This window comes from Pirellulales bacterium (genome assembly GCA_035533075.1).
Taxonomy (GTDB): domain Bacteria; phylum Planctomycetota; class Planctomycetia; order Pirellulales; family JAICIG01; genus DASSFG01.
The window spans coordinates 14915-35689 of record DATLUO010000262.1; the positions used below are offsets into that span (position 1 = coordinate 14915).

General features: G+C 62.7%; 14 protein-coding genes. 7 read left to right on the forward strand and 7 right to left on the reverse strand.

Annotated features, from left to right (window positions below):
• Positions 1-2: 2 nt before the first annotated feature.
• A complete protein-coding gene (locus tag VNH11_32765) occupies positions 3-821 on the forward strand; it encodes a hypothetical protein (protein HVA51160.1) in 819 nt (272 codons plus the stop codon).
• A 10-nt stretch (positions 822-831) separates the two neighbouring features.
• On the opposite strand, the gene VNH11_32770 is transcribed toward VNH11_32765, so the two are convergent.
• The 3 genes from VNH11_32770 to VNH11_32780 form a co-directional block, all read right to left on the reverse strand.
• On the reverse strand, positions 832-2211 hold the full coding sequence (locus VNH11_32770; GenBank protein ID HVA51161.1) for a DUF1501 domain-containing protein: 1380 nt from the start codon (positions 2209-2211) through the stop codon (positions 832-834).
• A 47-nt stretch (positions 2212-2258) separates the two neighbouring features.
• A complete protein-coding gene (locus VNH11_32775) occupies positions 2259-2756 on the reverse strand; it encodes a DUF1854 domain-containing protein (GenBank protein HVA51162.1) in 498 nt (165 codons plus the stop codon).
• A gap of 70 nt (positions 2757-2826) precedes the next feature.
• Entirely contained in the window at positions 2827-5097 is a 2271-nt protein-coding gene (locus tag VNH11_32780; protein HVA51163.1) for an ABC transporter ATP-binding protein, read from the reverse strand.
• Positions 5098-5827: 730 nt separating this feature from the next.
• Here VNH11_32780 and cphA point away from each other — a divergent pair.
• The 5 genes from cphA to VNH11_32805 all read left to right on the forward strand — a co-directional run bounded on the left by cphA (position 5828) and on the right by VNH11_32805 (position 13058).
• A complete protein-coding gene (cphA, locus tag VNH11_32785; GenBank protein ID HVA51164.1) occupies positions 5828-8548 on the forward strand; it encodes a cyanophycin synthetase in 2721 nt (906 codons plus the stop codon).
• 6 nt (positions 8549-8554) lie between these two features.
• Entirely contained in the window at positions 8555-9511 is a 957-nt protein-coding gene (locus tag VNH11_32790; protein HVA51165.1) for an ATP-binding cassette domain-containing protein, read from the forward strand.
• A gap of 292 nt (positions 9512-9803) precedes the next feature.
• Positions 9804-10085: a hypothetical protein gene (locus VNH11_32795; GenBank protein ID HVA51166.1), complete on the forward strand. Its 282-nt coding sequence runs from the start codon at positions 9804-9806 to the stop codon at positions 10083-10085.
• Between the two features lie 1502 nt (positions 10086-11587).
• Positions 11588-12529, forward strand: a complete 942-nt coding sequence (locus tag VNH11_32800) for a toll/interleukin-1 receptor domain-containing protein (protein HVA51167.1) — start codon at positions 11588-11590, stop codon at positions 12527-12529.
• The gene (locus VNH11_32805) at positions 12522-13058 is read left to right on the forward strand and encodes a restriction endonuclease (GenBank protein ID HVA51168.1); all 537 of its coding nucleotides are present in this window, start codon (positions 12522-12524) and stop codon (positions 13056-13058) included. Before VNH11_32800 ends, VNH11_32805 begins: the two co-directional genes overlap by 8 nt.
• A 671-nt stretch (positions 13059-13729) precedes the next feature.
• Here the strand turns inward: VNH11_32805 and VNH11_32810 are convergent.
• Positions 13730-14152, reverse strand: coding sequence for a hypothetical protein (locus VNH11_32810; GenBank protein ID HVA51169.1), 423 nt, complete (start codon positions 14150-14152; stop codon positions 13730-13732).
• A 509-nt stretch (positions 14153-14661) separates the two neighbouring features.
• Here VNH11_32810 and VNH11_32815 point away from each other — a divergent pair.
• Positions 14662-16686, forward strand: a complete 2025-nt coding sequence (locus tag VNH11_32815) for a GNAT family N-acetyltransferase (protein HVA51170.1) — start codon at positions 14662-14664, stop codon at positions 16684-16686.
• A gap of 676 nt (positions 16687-17362) precedes the next feature.
• Here VNH11_32815 and VNH11_32820 read toward each other — a convergent pair.
• The 3 genes from VNH11_32820 to thrC all read right to left on the reverse strand — a co-directional run bounded on the left by VNH11_32820 (position 17363) and on the right by thrC (position 20535).
• Positions 17363-18514, reverse strand: coding sequence for a hypothetical protein (locus tag VNH11_32820; GenBank protein HVA51171.1), 1152 nt, complete (start codon positions 18512-18514; stop codon positions 17363-17365).
• A gap of 451 nt (positions 18515-18965) precedes the next feature.
• Positions 18966-19118 (reverse strand): hypothetical protein, encoded by a 153-nt coding sequence (locus VNH11_32825; GenBank protein ID HVA51172.1) that lies wholly within the window; start codon positions 19116-19118, stop codon positions 18966-18968.
• A gap of 31 nt (positions 19119-19149) precedes the next feature.
• Entirely contained in the window at positions 19150-20535 is a 1386-nt protein-coding gene (gene thrC, locus VNH11_32830) for a threonine synthase (GenBank protein HVA51173.1), read from the reverse strand.
• Between the last annotated feature and the right edge of the window lie 240 nt (positions 20536-20775).

The following is a 20775-nucleotide window of genomic DNA, read 5'->3' on the forward strand; positions in this document are numbered from 1 at the left end:
CGATGGTTTTCGATCAGATCGAATCACTCAAGCAGCAATACACTGACAAGTACGTGGTCGTCGATGATTCGCGGCCGGAACTGGCCCGCTTTCGCGGCCTGGCCGGGCGGATCAAGACCGTCAACATGAGCGGCCGAGCGTTGGTCGAGTTCGACGCTTACAACAACGTCGGCTGGTACGACATCGGTCTCGATTTTCTCAAGGTGGTCGACGAGCCGCCTGCCAAGCCCGCCGAGGCGCATGCCAAACCGGCCAAGGCGGCGCCGGCCAAGAAAGCCGAGCCAGGCCCCAAGGCAGCGGCCGGCGAAAAGAAACTCTCGCCGTTGGAAATGGCCCGTGCCCAAGGCGCCGCCAAAAAGCCGGGCGAGGCGCCCAAGAAATCGACCAGCGACATCCTGGCGGCCGCTCGCGCCGGCAAGTCGCCCACTCCGGCGAAGGCAGCCCCGGCTGCGAAGGCCGAGGCTGCTCCGGCCGCTCCGGACGGCGAAAAGAAGAAGCTGAGCACCTCGGAGATTATCGCGGCCGCCCGTGCCAAGGCCGGTGCGGGCGCTGCTCCCGTAGCCAAGGCCCCCGAAGCGGCACCGCCCGCGCCCGCCGCAAGCCAGCCGACGACGGCCGAAATCCTGGCGGCGGCGCGCCGCAAGGTGGCGCCGGCTGAGAACGCCGCGCCCGTCGAAGCGCCCGTTGCTGAATCGCCGGCCGAGGAAGCCTCGGCCGCTACCGTCGCAGTCGAGAAGCCTGCCAAGGCTATTCCGGCGGGGGACCGCCCCACAACGACAGCCGAAAAAATCGCCTGGTGTCGCCAGCACGACGCGAAATAGACAGCACGCCTCACGCCAACAACTCAGGCACCACATCGCCGGCCGGGACGACGCGATGCGGCCGCTGAAGCTGATCGTAAATCTCGTGCTGGTTGGGAACGCCCAACGCGTGGTAAATGGTCGACAGAATGTCGCCCGGCACCAGCGGATTGCTGGCCGGATAGGCGCCGGTGCCGTCGCTCGAACCGAATACGAGTCCGGCTTTGAAACCGCCTCCGAACAACATCAAGCTGTAGCAATAGTTCCAGTGATCGCGGCCGCCGTTGTTGCCGTTGATCCGCGGAGTGCGGCCGAAGTCGCCGAACACCGCCACGATGGTCCGCTCGAGCAGGCCGCGATCGACGAGATCGTTGACCAAGCTGCTGCACGCCGCATCGAGCTGCGGCAGAAGCGTCGTCTTGAGGTTCTGGAAATTACTGCCGTGCGTATCCCAGGTGGCATTGGCGTTCGGTGCCCAGGAGATCGTCACCAGCCGCGTGCCGCGCTCGATCAGCCGCCGGGCCAGCAGCACGCTCTGGCCGTAGACATTGCGTCCATAGCGGTCACGGTCGGCGTCGGTTTCCTCGGCCAACCGGAACGCCCGCTGCGTTTCATCGGAGGTGAGCAGATTCAGCGCGACGCCTTGCGCCGCGGTCATCTCCGCGGCGGCCGATCGACCCGCGCTCGATGCCAAGCGGGCGCCGAGCGTGCTGAACAGTTGCCTCCGGCCATCGAGCCGCCCCGCAGAGACCTCCTCGCGCAGCGTCAGCTCGGGCACTTTGAAGTTGGGTGAATTGGGGTCTTCGAGGACGAACAGCGGATCGCAACTGCGGCCCATGAACCCGCCGAAGAAGCCGGGTTGCGGAGGATTGCCGGCGCCTTCCTGAGTGATGTACGGCATGTGGACGTGCGAAAGCACGTTGGGGGGCGTGGGCCGCAGTTTCGACAGTACGGCTCCCATGCAGGGATGATCGGTCGGCGAAGCCAGCCCGCCGCGCTCGCCGCGGTCCAGCCCGGTGAGCGCCGTATAGACCGCGGCGCCGTGCGAATTGTTGACGCTGTGGTGCATCGACCGCACGACGGTGGCCCGGTGCATCCACCGGGCCACCTTCGGCAGGTGCTCGCTCATCTGGTAGCCCGGCAGCGAGGTGGAAATGGGCTTGAATTCGCCCCGAATGCCTTCCGGCGCATCGGGCTTCATGTCCCATATATCGAGATGGCTGGGACCGCCATCGAGAAACAGCAGGATGCAGTTGTCGGCGGTCGGGCGAATGCCGTAGCGGGCGGCCGATTCGGCGGCCAACAAATCGGGCAAGGACAAACCGCAGCCCGCGGCGCCGAGCGCGCCCCAGTGCAACCACCGCCGACGCGACCAGCGGCGCACAACGATGTTGTCGTCTTGATGGCCCACGCAATACTCCTCTGAAGCCCTGGAATGCCCGGCCTTGATTGTACCCGCTACAAAAACCTTTCCAGCAGCCGGCGGCCGGCCGTATCGAGCTGGCGAAGGTCGCGAATCAGGTAACGCATGCGATGGCTGTCGGTGATCGTCGCCTGATGACGGCCCAAGCGACGGACGTTCTCCTCGCTCTCGACGACAAAGGTCGTCGTTCCGCGGTCGGTTTCCACCGTCCACTCCGTGGGCGACAGGCCCGACGAGATGCGCACGATCCGCTGGATCTCCGGAATGAAATCGCGGCGTGCCAGGTCAGACTCGATCAGCTCTCGTTCGTCGGCCGGCAGCTTCGTCAGGTCTTCACAGCAGGCCAGTTCGGCGCCGCGGCTGTCACAGATCGAGATGTGTCGGGTCGGATCAGTAATGGGAAAGGCCCGCACCGGAACCACGTTTTCGTGACGCCGTCCGTCGGCATCGGTGAAGATAAGTTGCCCCCACGCGTCCTGAGTCAGGCCGGTGGTGAGCACGGGCGGAGCGTCGAGGGGAAGGTCTTCGTTCATGATTTTGGATTGCGGATTTTGGATTTTGGATTGGAATGGCGAACAATCCAAAATCGAAAATCCAAAATGGCTACAGTTCTCCGGCCAGTTCCAATTGTGCCCGGTGCAAACGTGCATAGGCGCCTTGTTGTTCCAACAAATCGTCGTGCTGGCCGATCTCCACGATCTTGCCGTGTTCGAGCACCACGATGCGGTCGGCGCGGCGCAGCGTGCTCAGCCGGTGGGCAATGGCGATCGTCGTGCGGCCGCGAATCAAGTTGTCGAGCGCCAACTGGATCTCGCGCTCGGTCTCGGTGTCGACCGACGAGGTGGCTTCGTCGAGGATCAGGATGCGCGGGTCGATCAACAGCGCCCTGGCGATCGAGATCCGCTGGCGCTCGCCGCCCGACAGCTTTTGCCCGCGCTCGCCGACAATCGAGTCATAGCCGTCGGGCAGGCGCAAGATGAACTCGTGGGCCCGCGCGGCACGCGCCGCCGCGATCATTTCGTCGAGACCCACGTCCGGCCGGCCATAGGCGATGTTCTCGGCGATCGTGCCATAGAAGAGAAACGGCTCTTGCAACACCAGCCCGATGTTGCGGCGGTACTCTTCCAAAGCGAACCGGCGCACGTCGTGGCCGTCGATCAGCACGGCTCCTTCGTTGACGTCGTAGAAGCGGCAGACGAGATTGACCAGCGTGCTTTTGCCCGATCCGCTGGGGCCGACCAGGCCGATCATTTCGCCGGGACGGATGGTCAGATTCACGTCGTCGAGCACCGGCCGGTTGCCATACCGAAAACCGACGTGCCGCAGCTCGATCTCGCCGTCGAGCCTGCCTGGGCTGACGGGGTTTTCCGGCTCGCGCACGCTGGGCGCCTGGTCGAGAATCTCGAAGATGCGCTGCGAGCTGGCGGCGGCGCGTTGCACGGCGGCCACCATGCGGCTCATCGAATCGAGCCGCGCATAAAAGCGGGCCATATACGCGGTGAATCCCATCAACACGCCGACGGTGATCTGGTGACGAAAGATCATCCAAGCGCCGAAGGCCCAAATCACCAGCAGGCCGACCTCGGTCGACAAGGTGACCGCCGGGCCAAAGGACGACCAGACGCGATTCACGCGGTCGTTGGCGGCCAATACCTGGTCGTTGCTCTGCCGAAAGCGCTCGATCTCGCGCTGCTCCTGCGCAAATGCCTTCACCACGCGAATGCCGGGAATCGTATCGGCCAGCACACTCGTCATATCGCCCCACACGCGGCCGGCTTCCAGAAAGCCCTTACGCAGCCGCTCGCGCACGTGCAAAATCATCCAGCCCAGCAACGGGAACGGCAGGAGTGTGACGAGGGCCAACCAGGGGTTGATCCAGAACAAGATTGACGCGGTCATGGTCATCATGACCAGGTCGGTGCCGAAGTCGAGCAGGTTGAGTGAGAGAAAGTCGCAAATGCGCTCCGTGTCGGTACTGACGCGGGCCATCAAGTCGCCGGTCCGCTGCCCGCCGAAGTATTCCAGCGAGAGGCGTTGGAGATGGCCGTAGGTGTGGGTGCGCAAGTCGGCGCTGATCCGCTCAAAGACCCAGGCCAGCACATAGGTGCGCCCCCAGTTAAAAGCCCAAGCCAGAATGGCGGCTAGAAAAAGTCCGGCCAGGTACCATCGAACCAGGCTGAACGAAATGTCTGCGCCGGCTTCGAACGGTTTCAGCACCTTATCGACCAGGGGGATGATGAGATAGGGCGGGAGCTGTCCCGCCGCCGTGCCGACGAGCATCAACAAGAAGCCGAGGGCGACAGTCCGCGCGTGCGGACGAGCGAAGCGGACTAACCGCAGCAGCGAGCGGGTCGGTCGGGCCAACTTGCCCGCGGCGCAAATCGGACAATCGATCGATTCCGCCGGCAACTCCGCGCCACAATCGGGGCAGCAGGTTTTCGGTTGTTCGTCGCCGAGCCGGGCGTCGCCTGGGCGCGTCAGCCCACTGCGTCGAAAGGCGGCAAACTGCTGCACGAGCCGGTCGGCGTTCGACGAGCGGCCGATGGTGTAATGCCAATGGGCCAAACGCCTTCCGGTGGCCAACAGTTCCAGCGTGCCGACGCCCGCCTCGGCCGCGGCCCCCAGTTCAGTGACACTATCGAGAGGCCACGACCGCCACAGACCCTCGTCGGCACCCGCCTCGACGCTCACCGGCGCTTGAGCGGTCAACACTCGGTGGTCGGTGACGAGCACGAGACCTTCGGCATACCGCAAACGGGTGTCCAGGTCGGGCTCGAACCACGCCAGCACAGTTTCGCCCGAATCGAGCTGCCGGCGGACTTCCCGCTGCCAGTGCTTGGGCAATTGGCTGAGCGTGTCGGTTCTTCCGGGCAAAAGCGTTGTCTCCCAAGAAATTGCGTAAAAACGACCGAGGCGAGCTTGTGCGGTTTCGCGAACGAGCGGCTTGCCATTTGCAGTAGGAGGGCGGGCCAAGCCTGGGGCAATTCTATACCGTTTGCGCTCGGTTGGCATCCCGTTAGGAATCGAGAAAAAAAATCCCGGTCGGCCGGGTAACGAATTGGCCGCGAGCGGCATCTCATGTATGATAGGTGCCGCCACACTGCGTCAAGGATCTTGAGCTCGAGCTTGATCGACACTTCAGCAACCGGCCCACGCGGGGCCGGCGTTCTTCTTTGCTGGTGCTCGATGGACCGCCCTTCAGGCTTCGAGGAGAGTTGCAAGGAAGCGTTCTCACGTCTTAACGCGGAACGGCACGGAGTCCGTTCCCTACAGAAGCGGCGTCTTGCTCTGAGAGCGCGGATGGCAATGCACCGCCTGTATTTCCGGTCCCACCGGTATGCACGGTCATTCGCATGAGGAGGGTCATGCCGGCCCGGTTGGCCACCGATGATTTGCCTTAAATGGATTCTCGGTCCACTTCGCCGGTAGAAGTAGTCGCGTCAGCGCCGTAGCCGCTCGAGAAGGGTAGCAACTCCCAGGATTTTGAGTCATCATCAAACTGCGGTGGCGTCTGCCGCGTAAACCGAGACAGGTCTCTCGCCCGCGAGGAACAGCGAGCGATAAGTTCTTTATCAGCCATCGGGCAAACCCTGAGTGAAGAGGCATGGAAATTCAGAAAATTTTGGTGTTACGTGGTCCGAACGTCTGGGCGAACTTTCCGGTGCTGGAAGCCTGGGTCGATCTCGGTGAGCTAAAAGACTCTCCCTCGAACGAGTTGCCCGGCTTCAATGAGCGGCTGATGAGTTGGCTGCCATCGATGATCGAGCATCGTTGCGGCATTGGAGAGCGGGGAGGCTTTTTCCAACGGCTGCGCACCGGAACCTATCAGGGCCATATTCTGGAGCACGTGACGCTGGAGCTGCAAAGCCTGGCGGGTTCTCCCGTCGGTTTTGGCCGTGCCCGCGAAACTTCGGTCGAAGGCGTCTACAAAGTGGTCGTCGAGTACGAAGAAGAGGTCTTTGCCCAGGCTGCCATGAAAACGGCCTTCGAGCTTTTGCAGGCGGCGGTGCATGACCGTGCGTTCGACGTGAAGGCCGAGATTGCCCGGTTGAGCGACCTGAACCAACAGCTTCGGCTGGGGCCAAGCACACGTGCCATCGCCGACGCCGCCAAGGCCCGCGGCATTCCGGCACGCCGGCTGAACGACGGCAACCTGGTGCAGCTTGGCTATGGCAAACGGCAGCGACGGATCTGGGCCGCCGAGACCGACCGCACCGGGGCCATCGCCGAAGAGATCGCCCAGGACAAAGACCTCACGCGGATGCTGCTCCGCACCGTCGGCGTGCCTGTCCCCGAAGGGCGACCGGTGGCCAATGCCGACGACGCTTGGGTGGCCGCGCAGGAGATCGGCACCCCGGTGGTCGTCAAGCCGCAGTTCGGCAATCAGGGCAAGAACGTGGCCACCTTTCTGACAACCAAAGAACAAGTCATTGCCGCCTTCAACACGGCCTCGGAAGGCGGCTATTCGGTCGTCTGCGAAAAGTTCATCACCGGCGCCGACTACCGGTTACTGATCGTCGGCGACCAACTCGTGGCGGCTGCTCGACGCGAACCGGCCCAGGTCATCGGCGACGGTGTTCACACGGTGGCGGAGCTGGTGGATCACGTGAACGCCGATCCGCGCCGCGGCAACGACCACGCCACGCCGCTCAGCAAGATTCGACTCGATCCGGTGGCCATGGGCGTGCTGGCCGAACAGGGACTGTCGCCCTCGGCCGTTCCGCCCGCCGGCACGCGCGTGCTCATCCGCCGCAACGGCAACCTGAGCACCGGGGGGACCGCCGCCGACGTCACCGAACTGGTACACCCGGAAGTTGCCGCTCGCGCCATCGAGGCGGCCACGACGATCGGACTCGACATCGCCGGCGTCGACGTGCTGGCCACCGACATCAGCCGGCCGCTCGAAGAACAGGGCGGCGCGATCGTCGAAGTCAACGCCGGGCCGGGCCTGCGGATGCACATCGAACCTTCGAGTGGACAGCCGCGTCCGGTGGGCGCGGCCGTCATCTCGAACATGTTTGCGCCCAACGAAACGGCCCGCATTCCGATCGTCTCGGTGACGGGCACCAACGGCAAGACCACCACCACTCGGTTCATCGCTCATCTCCTGCGGTCGCAAGGCATGACCGTCGGCCTGACCTGCACCGACGGCATTTACATCAACGATCGCCGCATCGACCGGGGCGATTGCTCCGGGCCGAAGAGCGCCCGCGCGGTGCTCTTCAATCCGCAGGTTGAGGCGGCCGTGTTCGAATGCGCCCGTGGCGGCATTCTCCGCGAAGGGCTCGGTTTCGATTTTTGCGACGTGGCTGTGGTGACGAATATCGCGGGCGGTGACCATTTGGGCGTGGGAGGCGTTGATACGCTCGAGCAGCTCGTCCGCGTCAAGCGGTGCGTGGTCGAAGCCGTCGCTGCCACGGGCTATGCCGTGCTCAAAGCCGACGATCCTTTGGTGGCCGGCATGGCCGAGAAATGTCCGGGCAAAGTGATCTATTTCGCCCAGAACGAGCACGATGCGGTGATTGCGGCGCACCGCGTGACGGGCGGCCGTGCGGTCTTTGTTCGCGGCAGTGAGATTGTGGCGGCCGAAGGCCTGGAAGAATCGGTGATTACCACGCTCCCGCTGGTGCCGCTGACGCACCGCGGCCGAATCGGCTTCCAGGTCGAAAACGCCCTGGCCACCGCCGCCGCCGGCTGGGCCCTCGGTCTGCCCCTCGACAAGCTGGCTGCGGCCATGGCGTCGTTCTCGGCGAACCTGGAGCAGTCGCCCGGCCGCTTCAACCTGCTCGAAATCGGCGACACGACCGTGATCGTCGACTACGGACACAACGTTTCGGCGTTGCAGGCGCTGGCCGACGTGGTGGAGCAGTTCCCGCACGGCCATCGCTCGATCGTCTACACCGCGGCCGGCGACCGCCGCGATTGCGACCTGATCGAGCAAGGCGAGCTGCTGGGCAAGACGTTCGATCGCGTCGTGCTCTACGAAGACCACTACCGCCGCGGACGCACCGAAGGGGAAATCATCGGTCTCTTCCGCCGAGGCATGGCCAACACCACGCGAGCTCGAGACGTGCTGGAGATTCAGGGCGCCGTTTCGGCCGTCGAAGCCGCGCTGCGCGTGTCGCAGCCGGGCGAGCTGCTGGTGATCCAGGCCGACGAAGTCGATGAGACGGTCGACTTTGTGAAAGAGTATCTTTCGCGTCGGGTGCCTGGCCGCGAGATCGACCTGAACGAAGCCCTCGCCGCGGCCGTGCCGCCCGCGCCAACCGGGCCTCAGCCCGTGATCCTGCCGCACCGCGCCGAGCCGCAGTTGGTCACCGGTTGACATCCCATGTTCCCCGCCGCCGCGATCGAAACCCGGCAACTCGTGCATCGCTATGGCCGGCGAACCGCGCTGGCGGGGCTCGACCTGCGCGTCGAGCCGGGCGAAATCTTCACCCTGCTCGGTCCCAACGGCGGCGGCAAGACGACGCTCTTCCGATTGCTATCGACGCTCATCCCCATCCAACAAGGCTCGGCCGCCGTGCTTGGTTATGACGTGGCCAAGCAGACCGCCGACGTGCGGCTGCGCATCGGCGTGGTCTTTCAATCGCCCAGCCTCGATAAAAAGCTGACCGTCGCCGAGAACCTGCACCACCAAGGCCATCTCTACGGCATGTCGGGCACCACCCTGCGGCATCGGGCGGACGAAATGCTTGCCCGGCTGGGACTGACGGACCGTCGCCGCGATCTGGTCGAGACGCTCTCCGGCGGCCTGCGGCGGCGCGTCGAGCTGGCCAAAGGAATGTTGCACCGTCCGCGGCTCGTGTTGCTGGACGAGCCGAGCACGGGACTCGATCCCGCCGCGCGGAGCGATCTGTGGGACTACTTGCGGCAGATTCGCGGCCACGAGGGCGTCACCGTCGTGCTCACCACGCACCTCTTGGAAGAGGCCGACAAGGCCGACCGCCTGGCCATCCTGAACGCCGGCTCGCTGGTGGCGCTCGATACGCCCGAACGGCTGCGGGAGAGCGTCGGCGGCGACACGCTGACGATCGAAACGGACGACGCCGCGTCGCTGGCCGTCTCGATCGCCGAGCGGTTCGAGTTGTCGCCGCACGAAGTCGACGGCAGCGTTCGTTTGGAGATGCCGGAGGCCGCCCAGTGGGTGCCGCGTTTGATCGAGGCCTTGCCCGGCCGCATCCACTCGATCACGCTCGGCAAACCGACGCTGGAAGACGTGTTCATTGCCCGTACCGGCCATAAGTTTTGGAGCGACGCCGATGATACTTCGCGCGGGCGGCAATGAGACGTCTTCGCTGGCTGGGGCGGAAGCTGGGCCGAAATCGAACCGGTCGAGGTAGAGTCGAGCAGTGGCGCGGTGGTTTAGGTGCGGCCTATCGGTTGCCGGCCCTTTCGTCTGCCGGACCAACCTCAATTCTTCATAGAGGTATTCGTCGGGGTAGCGAGAAGTTCCCCGACCCGGCACTTTATGCTTCTTGCACAACCGCTGGGGCTTCCCAGGTTGCGTTGGTATTCTTTGTAAACATGCCGTCCGCCTCTCATCCGGTGGAACTGCGGAGCCAAATCGCTCGTGCCTCTTGCCTACAATCATCGAGCTGCGCATCGATCCCGAGCTTCAGACCCGGCTGGACGAGCTCGCAGAAAAGGCCAACCAGGGAAGTCTATCACCCGACGAGCGCAAAGAGTATGAAGGCTACATCGAGGAGCTTGACATCATCGCGACCCGCGTCGTGATGATTGGTCGCAGCATTTCGCGCTTCGAGGCGCGCACCTTGTCGGGCTCACGCCTACCGGCCGAGCCACCGTTCAGTTGCTCCAGTTCAATACGCAGCGCCGCTTGGAATTGCGCGAAGCTTTGATCGCCGAGGGCGAGTTTTGAATGGCGCTGTCTTCGTCTGCCACCAGATTTATCTGCTGGTTGACGGCTAACAGCCCCCATCATTCGTCAGCCGGCTTCGGCCGGGCTTCCGTGTTGGCTTTAGCCCTGTGCGTCGCGGCGGCGGCAAGCACGACGCGGCAACCGAGGGAGGCGAAAAGGGCGGCGCGGGGCCGTTCGTCTCTGGCGTCCAATCACCGCTCCACCGGCACAAGGCCGTCAATGGTGGCGACTTCGGGAACCACACTTCTTCCAACGGCCGCCGGCCGTCCGTAGCCCGGAACGGGCGTCATTCGGTAGCCCAGGGTGCAGCGCAGCGGAACCCTGGGTTACCGGGCCGCAAAAACCTCGTCAGCCGCAACGCGGCGAAACTCCCCCCATTCCCGTCACGCCGACAAGCACGAAGCCGGCGCGCCGCGCCCGCCGCGTCTTCCCCGCCACGACCCGAGCCTGCCTCGGTCGAGATCCAACGATGAATGTCAAGTGCGTCGGGCGTGATGACGCCCCGTTTTTTTAACTCATGGTGCGGCTCCTAAAGGATGGTGGGGCGTCGAGTGGTTCGGGCGAACGGGTTCCTTAACGGGTTCCTCTTCTCTGTTCTGGGAGAGTTGTGGGCGGCACGCACGGCACGGAAACCGACGTCGGCGAAAAGGGCGGTGGCGGCCATTTGTCTCTGGCGTCCAATCACCGCTCCACCGGCACAAGGCCGGAATGGTGGCGGGGCGAAGCAGCCCCGTTTGGCCGTGCGAGGATTCGCCACGACGCGGCGCGGTTCCGCCGCGTCGCCACGGCGACGACCGCGAAGCGGGCGCGCCGCGTCCGCCGCGTCGCGGCGCTGGCGGACGCCCGTGGCGCGCACCGTCGCCGGAGGAAGGGAGGTCGCGGCTTCCTCTCTGGCGGTCAATCACAGCACCACCGGCATAAAGCCGGATGGTGGCTTGCGGCGCGTGAGCTAAACCACGTCCGGCGAAAGGATCAAAGGGCCGCGACAGGCCGCCGCAGCGCAAACGTGATCGACAACCGGCTGCGGTTTGGAAGCCTGTTGAAAAAGGGGGCCTGGGGCCGAGCTGCTGGACTCCATGCCGCGAATCAAGCATGTTGCGAGGTGCCTGTCCCCCTTTTCAATAGGCTGTTCTAGGCCGCGCCACGTCGGGCGAAACCGAGAAGCTGACGCTCATTGCCGTAGCCTCCCGCTCGTGGGAAAAGGCAGCCGACGGCATTATTCCGCGTCGGCTGCGGCAGCAACGAAAGCCGCATGTCGCTGGAACGCCACGACCCGAGCTTGCCTCGGTCAGGCGGTGATGGGATGCGCCAGGCGACGGCCCGATAAGCTTTTTCCCTTTCCCTCTTGCTCCGCCGTGGTGCGGCGGTCCAAGGTCCGGATTCCAACCAACTTTTGGGCGGTCGAGCAAGGTTCGTAGGGCGAGGATCCCGATTCGGCGGTATAATGACCGTCAGTGGGCGAAACAGCTTCGGAGTCGAGACATGAGTTCGGCAAGCCAGAAAAACGGCCCAGCGAACGGAGCGAAAATAGTGCGCTCTGTATTCCTGTCGTATCCAGTCCGCACGGACACGTCGGTTATCCGGCGCGTGCTGGAAGGGGAAGGTGTCGGCGTTCGGTCGGACGAGGACATTGAACCGGGCGACAACTTTCGTGCGTCGCTGATCGAAGGCGTGCAGAAGGCGGACGCCGTGATCGCCGTTCTGGGAGAGCGGCCGAAGAGCTCCAACGTCTTCTATCAGATGGGGCTCGCCGACGCGATGGGGAAGCCCGTTCTTGTTGTCTCCGTCGGCGCGCCCGATCCAGTCAGTGATCTGGCCCTCTATCCGTACCTCCGCGCGCGACCCGACGACGAGGAGGCTCTGCGGTTCGGGCTCGCACACTTCATTCACGCGCCGCACCACGGGTCGAAGCACGAGCGGGATTACAAGACTGCGACGAAACCAATTGGAGAACTGGTTGACGCCTTTCTTGCCCGGCTACACGCGGACCAGGCCATCAGGGAAGACGAGCTGGTCATCATCATCGCGTCGGCGATTCGGGAGAGCGGCGTGGACACCCAGGCGAGTGTTCTTCATCGCGCCTCTGCCGAAGAGATTACGGCCGACATCGCCGTGTGGTCTGATGAACTGGAGTCACTGATTGGCAATCCGCTCCCCATCGAAGTCCGATCGTCCGTAATGACTGCGCGCGATGCGGAGGGCGCGGCGAAGAACCTGATGCGGGCGATCGTCGGCGCAAAGGTCCGGTGGGGCCTGATCTTGTTCCTGAAAGCGACCGCGGACGCGATGGGTGTCCTAAGCAAGTATCCGGTGCTGGCGATGTCGATCGAAGACTTCCTCGAAGGGCTGCGAAAGCGGTCGTTCGGCAGGATCGTCGCCGATCTGCGAAACCGGGCCGTGCATGGGGCGCGTGCCGATGCCTAAGTTCTCGGCCAAGAAAATCAAAGACCTCTTCGCCAAGTCAGACGCGGCCAAAACGAAAGTGGAGAAGGGAAAATACCTCGAAGACCTGGCCGTCTACCTGTTTCAAATGATCCCGGGTATTAGCATGACCGCGCGGGACAAGAAGAACACCTACGATGCCGAGGAGATCGACGTCGCGCTTTGGAACGAGCAGCACGCGAGGGGCTTCAAGACGCTCAACTTCCTTATCCTTGTGGAGTGCAAGAACTGGTCGTCCCCCGTCGGCAGCATGGAAGTGAATTGGTTCCTCACGAAAATCAAGAACCGCGCGCTGGATTTCGGCATCCTTATCGCGGCAAACGGCATCACCGGCAGCGACGAGGACAAGAGACAGGCGCACGATGTGGTTTCGAAGTCACTCGCCGAAGGCGTCCGGATGGTTCTCCTGACCCGTGACGAGATACTCGCGCTGACCGACAGCGACGAATTGGTACGCACCGTAAAACGCAAGCTCTGCGAGCTGATTGTTTCGGGCACCGTCTGGCCGTAGATGCGGCAGAGTCGCGTGCGACGTTGCCGGTTTTACCGATGCATGAAGAACGCCAAAGGGCGAAACACCGATAGGGCCGGCGCGGACAAAGGCCCCTTCCCTCAGCGGGCGTCCGCCAGCCGCCGCGTCGTGGCGGCCGGCGGACGCCCGTGGCGCGCACCTGCGACGGAGGAATGGAGACGCCGCTTCGTCTCTGGCGGTCAATCAGCGCTCCACCGCCACGAGGCCCGATGGTGGCGGGGCGAAGCAGCCCCGTTTGGCCGTGCGAGAATTCGCCTCCGCGCGGGGCGGTTCGGCGGCGTCGATAAGGCGACGAGCGCGAAACGGGCGCGCCGCGCCCTCTCCCGCCACGACCCGAGCTTGCCTCGGTCGAGCGCTGATTGAACGCCAGAAGCCGGCCACGCAAGAGACCTTCTCCCTCCCGCCTGTGCGTGCCGCCGCCGCGACGCGGCGGCGACACGCACGGCAACCCACGGAGGCGAAAAGGGCGGCGCGGGGCCATTCGTCTCTGGCCTTCAATCGCCGCTCCATCCGGCACAACGCCGGATGGTGGCGATACGATGCAGAGCAGACGCGACTCCGCGCCGCGAATGGATCGGGCGTCGCGCTGCACTCGCTCGATGCGCCGCTCCTCCTGCCCAGGCTGATGGGCGTCTTGCGGAAACGGAACGTCAGACAAATGGCGTAGAATACACAACTGTCCGCATGAGCCGGAGAGCGGACTCGCATTTGGCTTTCAGCTCAGAATGTCCATTACTGTATTGCTCTTCCACGTCGTGGTCCTCCCAAGGATCATCGATATGGACCCAAAGGTTTCGTTCCTTCCGCAACGCGTGCATTTCTGTCTTCGTGGCCGCATCGAAGTCGCTGGCGTCGATTAAATCCACGAAGCGATTTCCATGCGTTCCCTCCTCGCGGAGCCAAGTCTCGATCGTCGCACCACACGTTATCAGGCATGCGACGAACGCATCGTGAACGAAACAGAGATCGGCGTTCCGGATTAGCTCGGCAGCAAAATCCGACGTCATGATGCCACCCATGAGGAGCTCGTCATCGAGCTGCACCAGCCATTCCCATCGTCTTTCATCGCTCATCGCGTTCCCTTTTGCTGTTCTTGTTCAGTTTCTTTCCGCCGTTTTCTCGCGTCCACCGGCTGTTCGCCTATTGCGGATCCTTGAGATCGGCGCAAGTCTTGGGCGGCGTCACGTCCTGGATTCTAATCGATGGAAAGGCGTCAAGCAACTTCGCCCCGGCGCGCGCCCAGCCAAGATTGGCGCCGCGCGGCCGAAGAAGTCGCACGCCCCTCATGTTCTCTGTCGTGATCTTCTTCTCGGTCAGCTTGGCCCTCCGCAGGGCTTCTTGCATCAGCCAGCAACACGCGCCGAACCAGGTTATAGGCCAACAGGTGCAAGCCCGAGTTTATCTCGGCGGGGCGCATGGTCGACCACCAAGAACCGCCGCGCGAAACCGTTCCTTCACGCGGGTCATTGGCCTTGACGAGGGCAGTAGTCGCACACTGCGCGACCCAAAGTGGGAACGGCAAGCGGGTCGATGATATCTTCAGCGATTCCCAGCCTGCCCTTCCTTTGCTACGATAATTCGCATGGCCACAATTGAGCCGATTGATGCCGGCTCTCATTACCTAACGCTCGTCAAGAAGCTCTGGAGAGCTAACAGCGAAACCCTCGGGTTCCTTCCCGACGGAGCGTTCGATGAATACGCAAGCAAAGGCGGCATTCTCATCGCGCGGGATCGCGACGCTCTTGTCGGATACCTGCTCTACCGCCTCGGAAAGTCAAAGGCCACCATAGCGCACTTGTGCGTAGATGAAACTGCGCGAGGTAAGGGGTATCCCGAAGAACTGGTTCGACATCTCGTTGTTCGCACAAACCATCTGGCCGGAATCGATCTGCGTTGCCGAAGGGACTTCCCGGCGTGCAGAGTTTGGCAACGGCTAGGCTTTACCGTGCTTAAGGAATCGCCTGGTCGGGCGGCGGACGGCAGTGAGCTGACGCATTTCTGGCTTGATTTCGGGCACGCGGATCTTTTTACGAGCGAGCCGCGTTGCGCGATCGTCGTGCTCGATGCGAACGTTTTCGTCGACCTCGCGGAATGTCGGAATGAAGAATCGCAGGGACTGCTGGCCGACTGGCTTCAAGACTCAGTCGAATTCTTCGTTACGTCCGAGCTCAACAACGACATCAATCGAGCTCGCGACCCGCAGCTTCGTCGAAAGCGGAAACAGGACGCACTGCGATTCGAGGAACTGAAACACTCGCACGACGAGTTCATGAAGTGGGAGCAGGTTATCCGGCCTTTGTTCCCGGTCTTCAAAACGGAACAAGACGAGTCTGACTTCAGGCACCTAGTTCGTGCAGTAGCTGGCGGGGCCGCCGCCTTTGTGACACGAGACGACGAACTTCTCCGTCTGGCGGACGAAGTCTATCACCTCTCAGGGCTTCGCGTGCTGCGCCCCGCTGAGCTAATCGGGCGAATCGACGAATTGGTCCGAGAAAGCGAGTATCAGCGCTTCCAGGTTGCTGGAACGAGGCGGATCAACCGGCAACGTGCAAGCGCCGCCGATGACTCGTTGATCCGCGCCGTGGCCGGCCCAAATGACCCGCATTGGAGCGTGCGCGACGGGCTCAACACTTTTTTTGCAGCTCCTCAGCGGTTTAGCTGCTTCAAAATCAGCGACAACGACGGATCGGTACTGGCGTTCTACGTCATCGAGCAGACTTCGGGATGCCTTCGCATACCGCTATTCCGCGTGTGTCGACACAAAATCGCCGGAACGCTCGCTCGCTGCATCCTCACGCACCTAGTGCGTACCGCGGTTGGCGACGGAAAAAGCCGTTTGTTGCTTTGCGAAAGCATCGCTGCTGGGCCAGTGGAAAGCGCGTGCGCGGATCTCGGGTTCCTTCGCGTCTCAGAGGGGCACATGAAGCTCTGCCTGTCCGGGGCCTGGGGAAAGAGCAACCTGGGCCGGGCGATTGATGAGGTCGGCGTTGTATCAGACCGCATTCCAGCGATCGCAGAGTCGCTCAAAGGCGAGCTAACTCCGGCGGTGGCGTCGGAAATTGAGCACATGATCTGGCCTGGAAAGATCGTGGATGGGCCGCTCCTCACCTACCTTTTGCCGATTCGTGCCGGGTTCGCCGCGCACCTGTTCGACGAGCATCTTGCAACTCAAGGGCTTTTTGGCGCAGACGTTGACCTAGCCTTGAACCCCGAATCCGTTTATTATCGCTCCGCGTGTCAGCGAAACGTCAAACGGCCCGGCCGGATCCTCTGGTACGTCAGCGACGATGACCGATACCAGGGAACAAAATCGATTCGCGCCTGCTCGCGGATCGCCGAAGTCCAGGTCGGGGCGGCAAAGCGGCTTTTTCGGCAGTTTCAAAGGCTTGGGGTCTACGAATGGCCGGAGGTTCTAGCGACGGCGAAGGGCGACCCCGAAGCAGAAATCATGGCGGTTCGCTTCCACGACACGGAGTTGCTACGCCCAATTCGATGGAACGACTTTCAGTCCATTCTTAGAACGCATGGGATTAGGACGAATCTTGAGTCACCCGTCACGATTCCGGCCCGAGTCTTCGCCGCCCTGTACGCTCTTGCTTTCGATTGAGCCGCGATTCGTAGAGCAAATCCTGGCTGGCACAAAGCGAGTTGAACTTCGCCGGCGGTTTCCAGAGGTATCGCCCGGCGCCTGCGTCCTAATGTACTCGAAATTGCCGGTGGGCGCGTTGCTGGGCAGCTTCATTGTCGCACGCGTGTCGCGGCTGCCTGTGGATAAGTTGTGGCGTCGCGTCAAAGGGCTTTCCGGGCTAAGCCAACGCGAGTTCTTGCAGTATTTTTCCGGCGCGCAAGTAGGCGTTGCCGTCCACATCGACGAACCCAGCAGATCCGACCGGCAAGTTAGGCTGGCGGAGTTGCGCAAAATCTGGACAGGGTTTCACCCGCCACAAGGCTTTCGGTACGTTCATGCAGACGATCTCGCGGCGCTTGAAAGAATTGGTATTGTCAGCGCCGCCACGCCCCCTCGCAGAGCCGCTTAGTGAAAGCGAACTTCTCGTGGCTTGTCTTCAAACTTGCCGCGGAGTGACAATCCCGGGCCTTACGAGTCAACGCGGCGATGAGGCGACTAGAACGCACCGGATTCTTTCCAGCGATCGACCTTGCAGACTCGCTTGATGGCGGCGAAAGACGCCCGAGAGAGACCGAATCGCCCAAACATGCGTAACAAACGGCAGAATTGTCATCACCGGCAGGAGAGAGCGCCGATGGTCCTGCTGATCATCGAATCAATGCTCCGCCTCACGTTGAAGGAACTTGATTTCGTCCACGGTCAGGTCGAACAGCCGATAGACGCGATCATTCAACTCAGCTTCGACGTCGGCAATTTCTCGGGTCAACGACTCGACCTTGGCGCGGTTCTCCATCAGATACGGCTCCCATTCGTCCGCGGCTCGCGGGTTCTTGAGCGGATTTGACGCAAGCTTGAAACTCGACTTCAAGGCGTCTCCGAGCGCGGGGAGAGCAAGCCCCCACCACAACTGAGCCTTCTCGTTCAGCGTCCCAAGCGACTGGCCGTCGCGCGAGACGCCGAACGACTCGATCAGGCGCCGCTGAACATGCGATTGCAGTCGGTAGCGCTCGAGCGCTAACACCCCGCTGCGCTCGGCAAACGTGGCGATCGCGTGCCGATCCGCGTCGCTCGCCGCAGGTATTGGGATTGCGCTCATCGACTGTGTGAAGAGCCGATACTGCCAGCGGTTGCCGCGGAGTCGTAGCGGCTGAGCGGTTTTGCTGATGTAAAACCAGGTCGTCCAGGACGAGAGTATGCCGAGCAAGTACGGGTCATCTCCAGGCACGAAGTACGCCGTGTTTCCCGCGCATCGCGCGGAGCGATCGAGACTGAACCGTGGCAACTTGCTGATGTCTGGCCACATGATCTTGGGCTGGTCGAATGCGTCCCAATATCCGCATGCGCGAAGCTCCCACCAGAACTGGCCTTGATCTTGCCGCTTTATTGCACGCTCGCGCGACGCATCAAGGTGCGCATGCACAGCCGGGTAATGTTTGGCGAAGACCGCCTCGGCCTGATCGCCAGCCCCCGACCAGGGCCAGTTGTGGTTGGCGCTCGACTTGATGGCAAGCAGATATTCGTCAGATACTTCGATGTAAAAGGGCCGCAGGTGAGTGCCCTGCACGAACGGTTTGATCAGGTCGGCGCTTCGTGGGTCTGCCGCGATCAATTCCGCGCGCTTTGCCTCACTGATCACAAAGACATCCGTCAGACCCATCAGCACTCCGCGAAGAATCCGGCCGCGGCAATACTCGTCGAGGCTCTGGCCCGCTGATGCAAGCTTTTGGCGCAACCGCCGCGCGTCGTCCGACTCTAGTTCCCAAGGTGCCGCCGACAGGTGTTCGACCGTCATTGTCGGCGAAGACAAGATGACCTCCGATAGGTTCTCAGGAGGATGGCCGCTCGTGAGCCACTTGAAGAGGCGCAATTTTCGGTCGCGCCCACCCTTTTGAAGCACAGTGATACTCGGGCGGATCATCTCGGCGTCTTCAAACGGTTGGTATTCGCCAAAGTCGACCATTGATTCGACACTCGCGTTCCCCAAGATGAATCGTCGAAGCGCTTCGCCAAAGCTCGCGCGCACCCAACTTCCTGACGTAATGAATGCGAGGCGGCCGCGCTCGCGAAGAATGTTGAGCCCAGCCTCAAAGAAGTAGGTAAAGATGTCAGCCGTGCCATCGAACGTCTGAAATACCTAAAAACGCAGCAATCGTTCTCATGGTAGTCCGTCTCCGTAGTGTAGTGGTAGATCGTCGACGCTCTCGGCGGCTCGACGGGCGTCCGCCATTCTACCCCACGCCGCTCGGGGACGGGTAATATCACTTGCCGGCCCCTTCCTCCTCCGCCTGCTCGACTTCCACCCTCGGCCACAACTTCTGTTGCCGATCGGCGACGCGGACGGCGACCTGCAAGAACCGCACGTCGCCCGGATGCTGGCGGACGGTGCGTTCGTGGACGAACCCACGATCCATTGCCCAACTTTTAGGCAACCCTCACGGTTCACTAGCTGTAAACCTGGATCGCCTTGATGATCTCGTTGAGATCGTTCGAGACCGCCACGGCACGATTGGCGAACGAAGCACGCTTCACGCCGCGGCTGCCCAAGACTTCGTTGAACTTCTGCTGGTCGGTCGTGTGATAAGCCACAGTGGCCGTCGGGTCTTTGAGTTGGTGCCCAGTGAGGATGCACACCACGCGTTCGTCGGCGCCGATCACGCCCTCCGAGCGCAACAGCTTCGCCCCCGCCACGCTGGCCGCGCTGGCCGGCTCGCAGCCCAGTCCGCCGGCGCCCACCTGGGCCTTGGCGTCGAGAATCTCCTGATCGCTCACCTCGCGCACCACGCCGTCGCACACGTCGAGCGCCCGCAGGCATTTCAGCAGGTTCACCGGCCGATTGATCTCGATGGCGCTGGCGATGGTCGAGGCGCGTTGCCCTCGCCGATCGAGCTCGGAATAGTAGCCCGTCGACTTGCCGCAGTCGGGACAGCCGGCGTTCCAACGCAGCTCTCGCTGGGCATAGAGCACGTGCAACGTGTTGGCCCCCGCGGCGTTGATGACCGCCAGCCGCGGAACGCGGTCGATGAGACCGATCTCCCGCAACTCGGCGAAGGCCTTGCCAAAAGCGCTGGAGTTGCCCAGGTTCCCGCCGGGCACGACGATCCAGTCGGGCACCTCCCAGCGCAGCGCTTCGAGCACGCGGTACATGATCGTCTTCTGGCCTTCCAGCCGGAAGGGATTGACGCTGTTCACCAGGTAAATGCCCAGCTCTTTCGAGACTTCCTGCACGCGGGCCATGGCGTCGTCGAAGTCGCCGGCAATCTGCATGGTGAGCGCCCCGTAGTCGAGCGCCTGCGAGAGCTTGCCGTAGGAGATTTTGCCCGAACCGACGAAGATCAAGGCCCGCATCAGCTTGGTCACCGAGCTATAGAGGGCCAGCGACGCGCTGGTGTTGCCGGTCGAAGCGCAGGCGGCGCGGGTGGCGCCGGTCATCCGCGCGTGCGTGAAGGCGGCCGACATGCCATTGTCTTTGAAGCTGCCCGAAGGGTTCATCCCTTCGTATTGCAGAAAGAGCCGGCCCGGCTGCAGGCCAACATACTTAGCTACGCCGCCGGAAGGCAGCAGCAGCGTCTGCCCCTCTCCGATCGTCACGATCTGTTCGGGCGGAGCGAAGGGGAGCAGCTCGCGAAACCGCCACACGCCGCTGAAATCGAGCGGGTCGTAGCGGCGAGACCATTTTTGCTCGAAAAACTCCCACGAGTCGGGCGGCCGGGCACGGTCCCAATCGTAAGCCACGTCGAGCAGATTGCCGCAACGATCGCACGCGACTCGCACCTCGTCGATGCCGTAGGTCGCGCCGCAATCGTGCGCAATGCACCGTTGAAAGGCCAAGTCGGTCGCGGCAGAAACACTAATGGCAAGGGCTCCGGCGGTAAGTGCGAGGGCAGAGTCGCAAGACGTATAGGGGGCGAAAATCCAGTGTACGACGCGAATCGGCGGCCTTCAAGACAAGGCAGTTTTGACATCGCGCCGGCGGCCACGCGTATTGTGCGTTGCCGGACCAAACCCCGTTACGCGTCCACGCAAGAGCAGGATTTGCCAATGCCCACCCCTCGACCCGTCCTCGTGCTT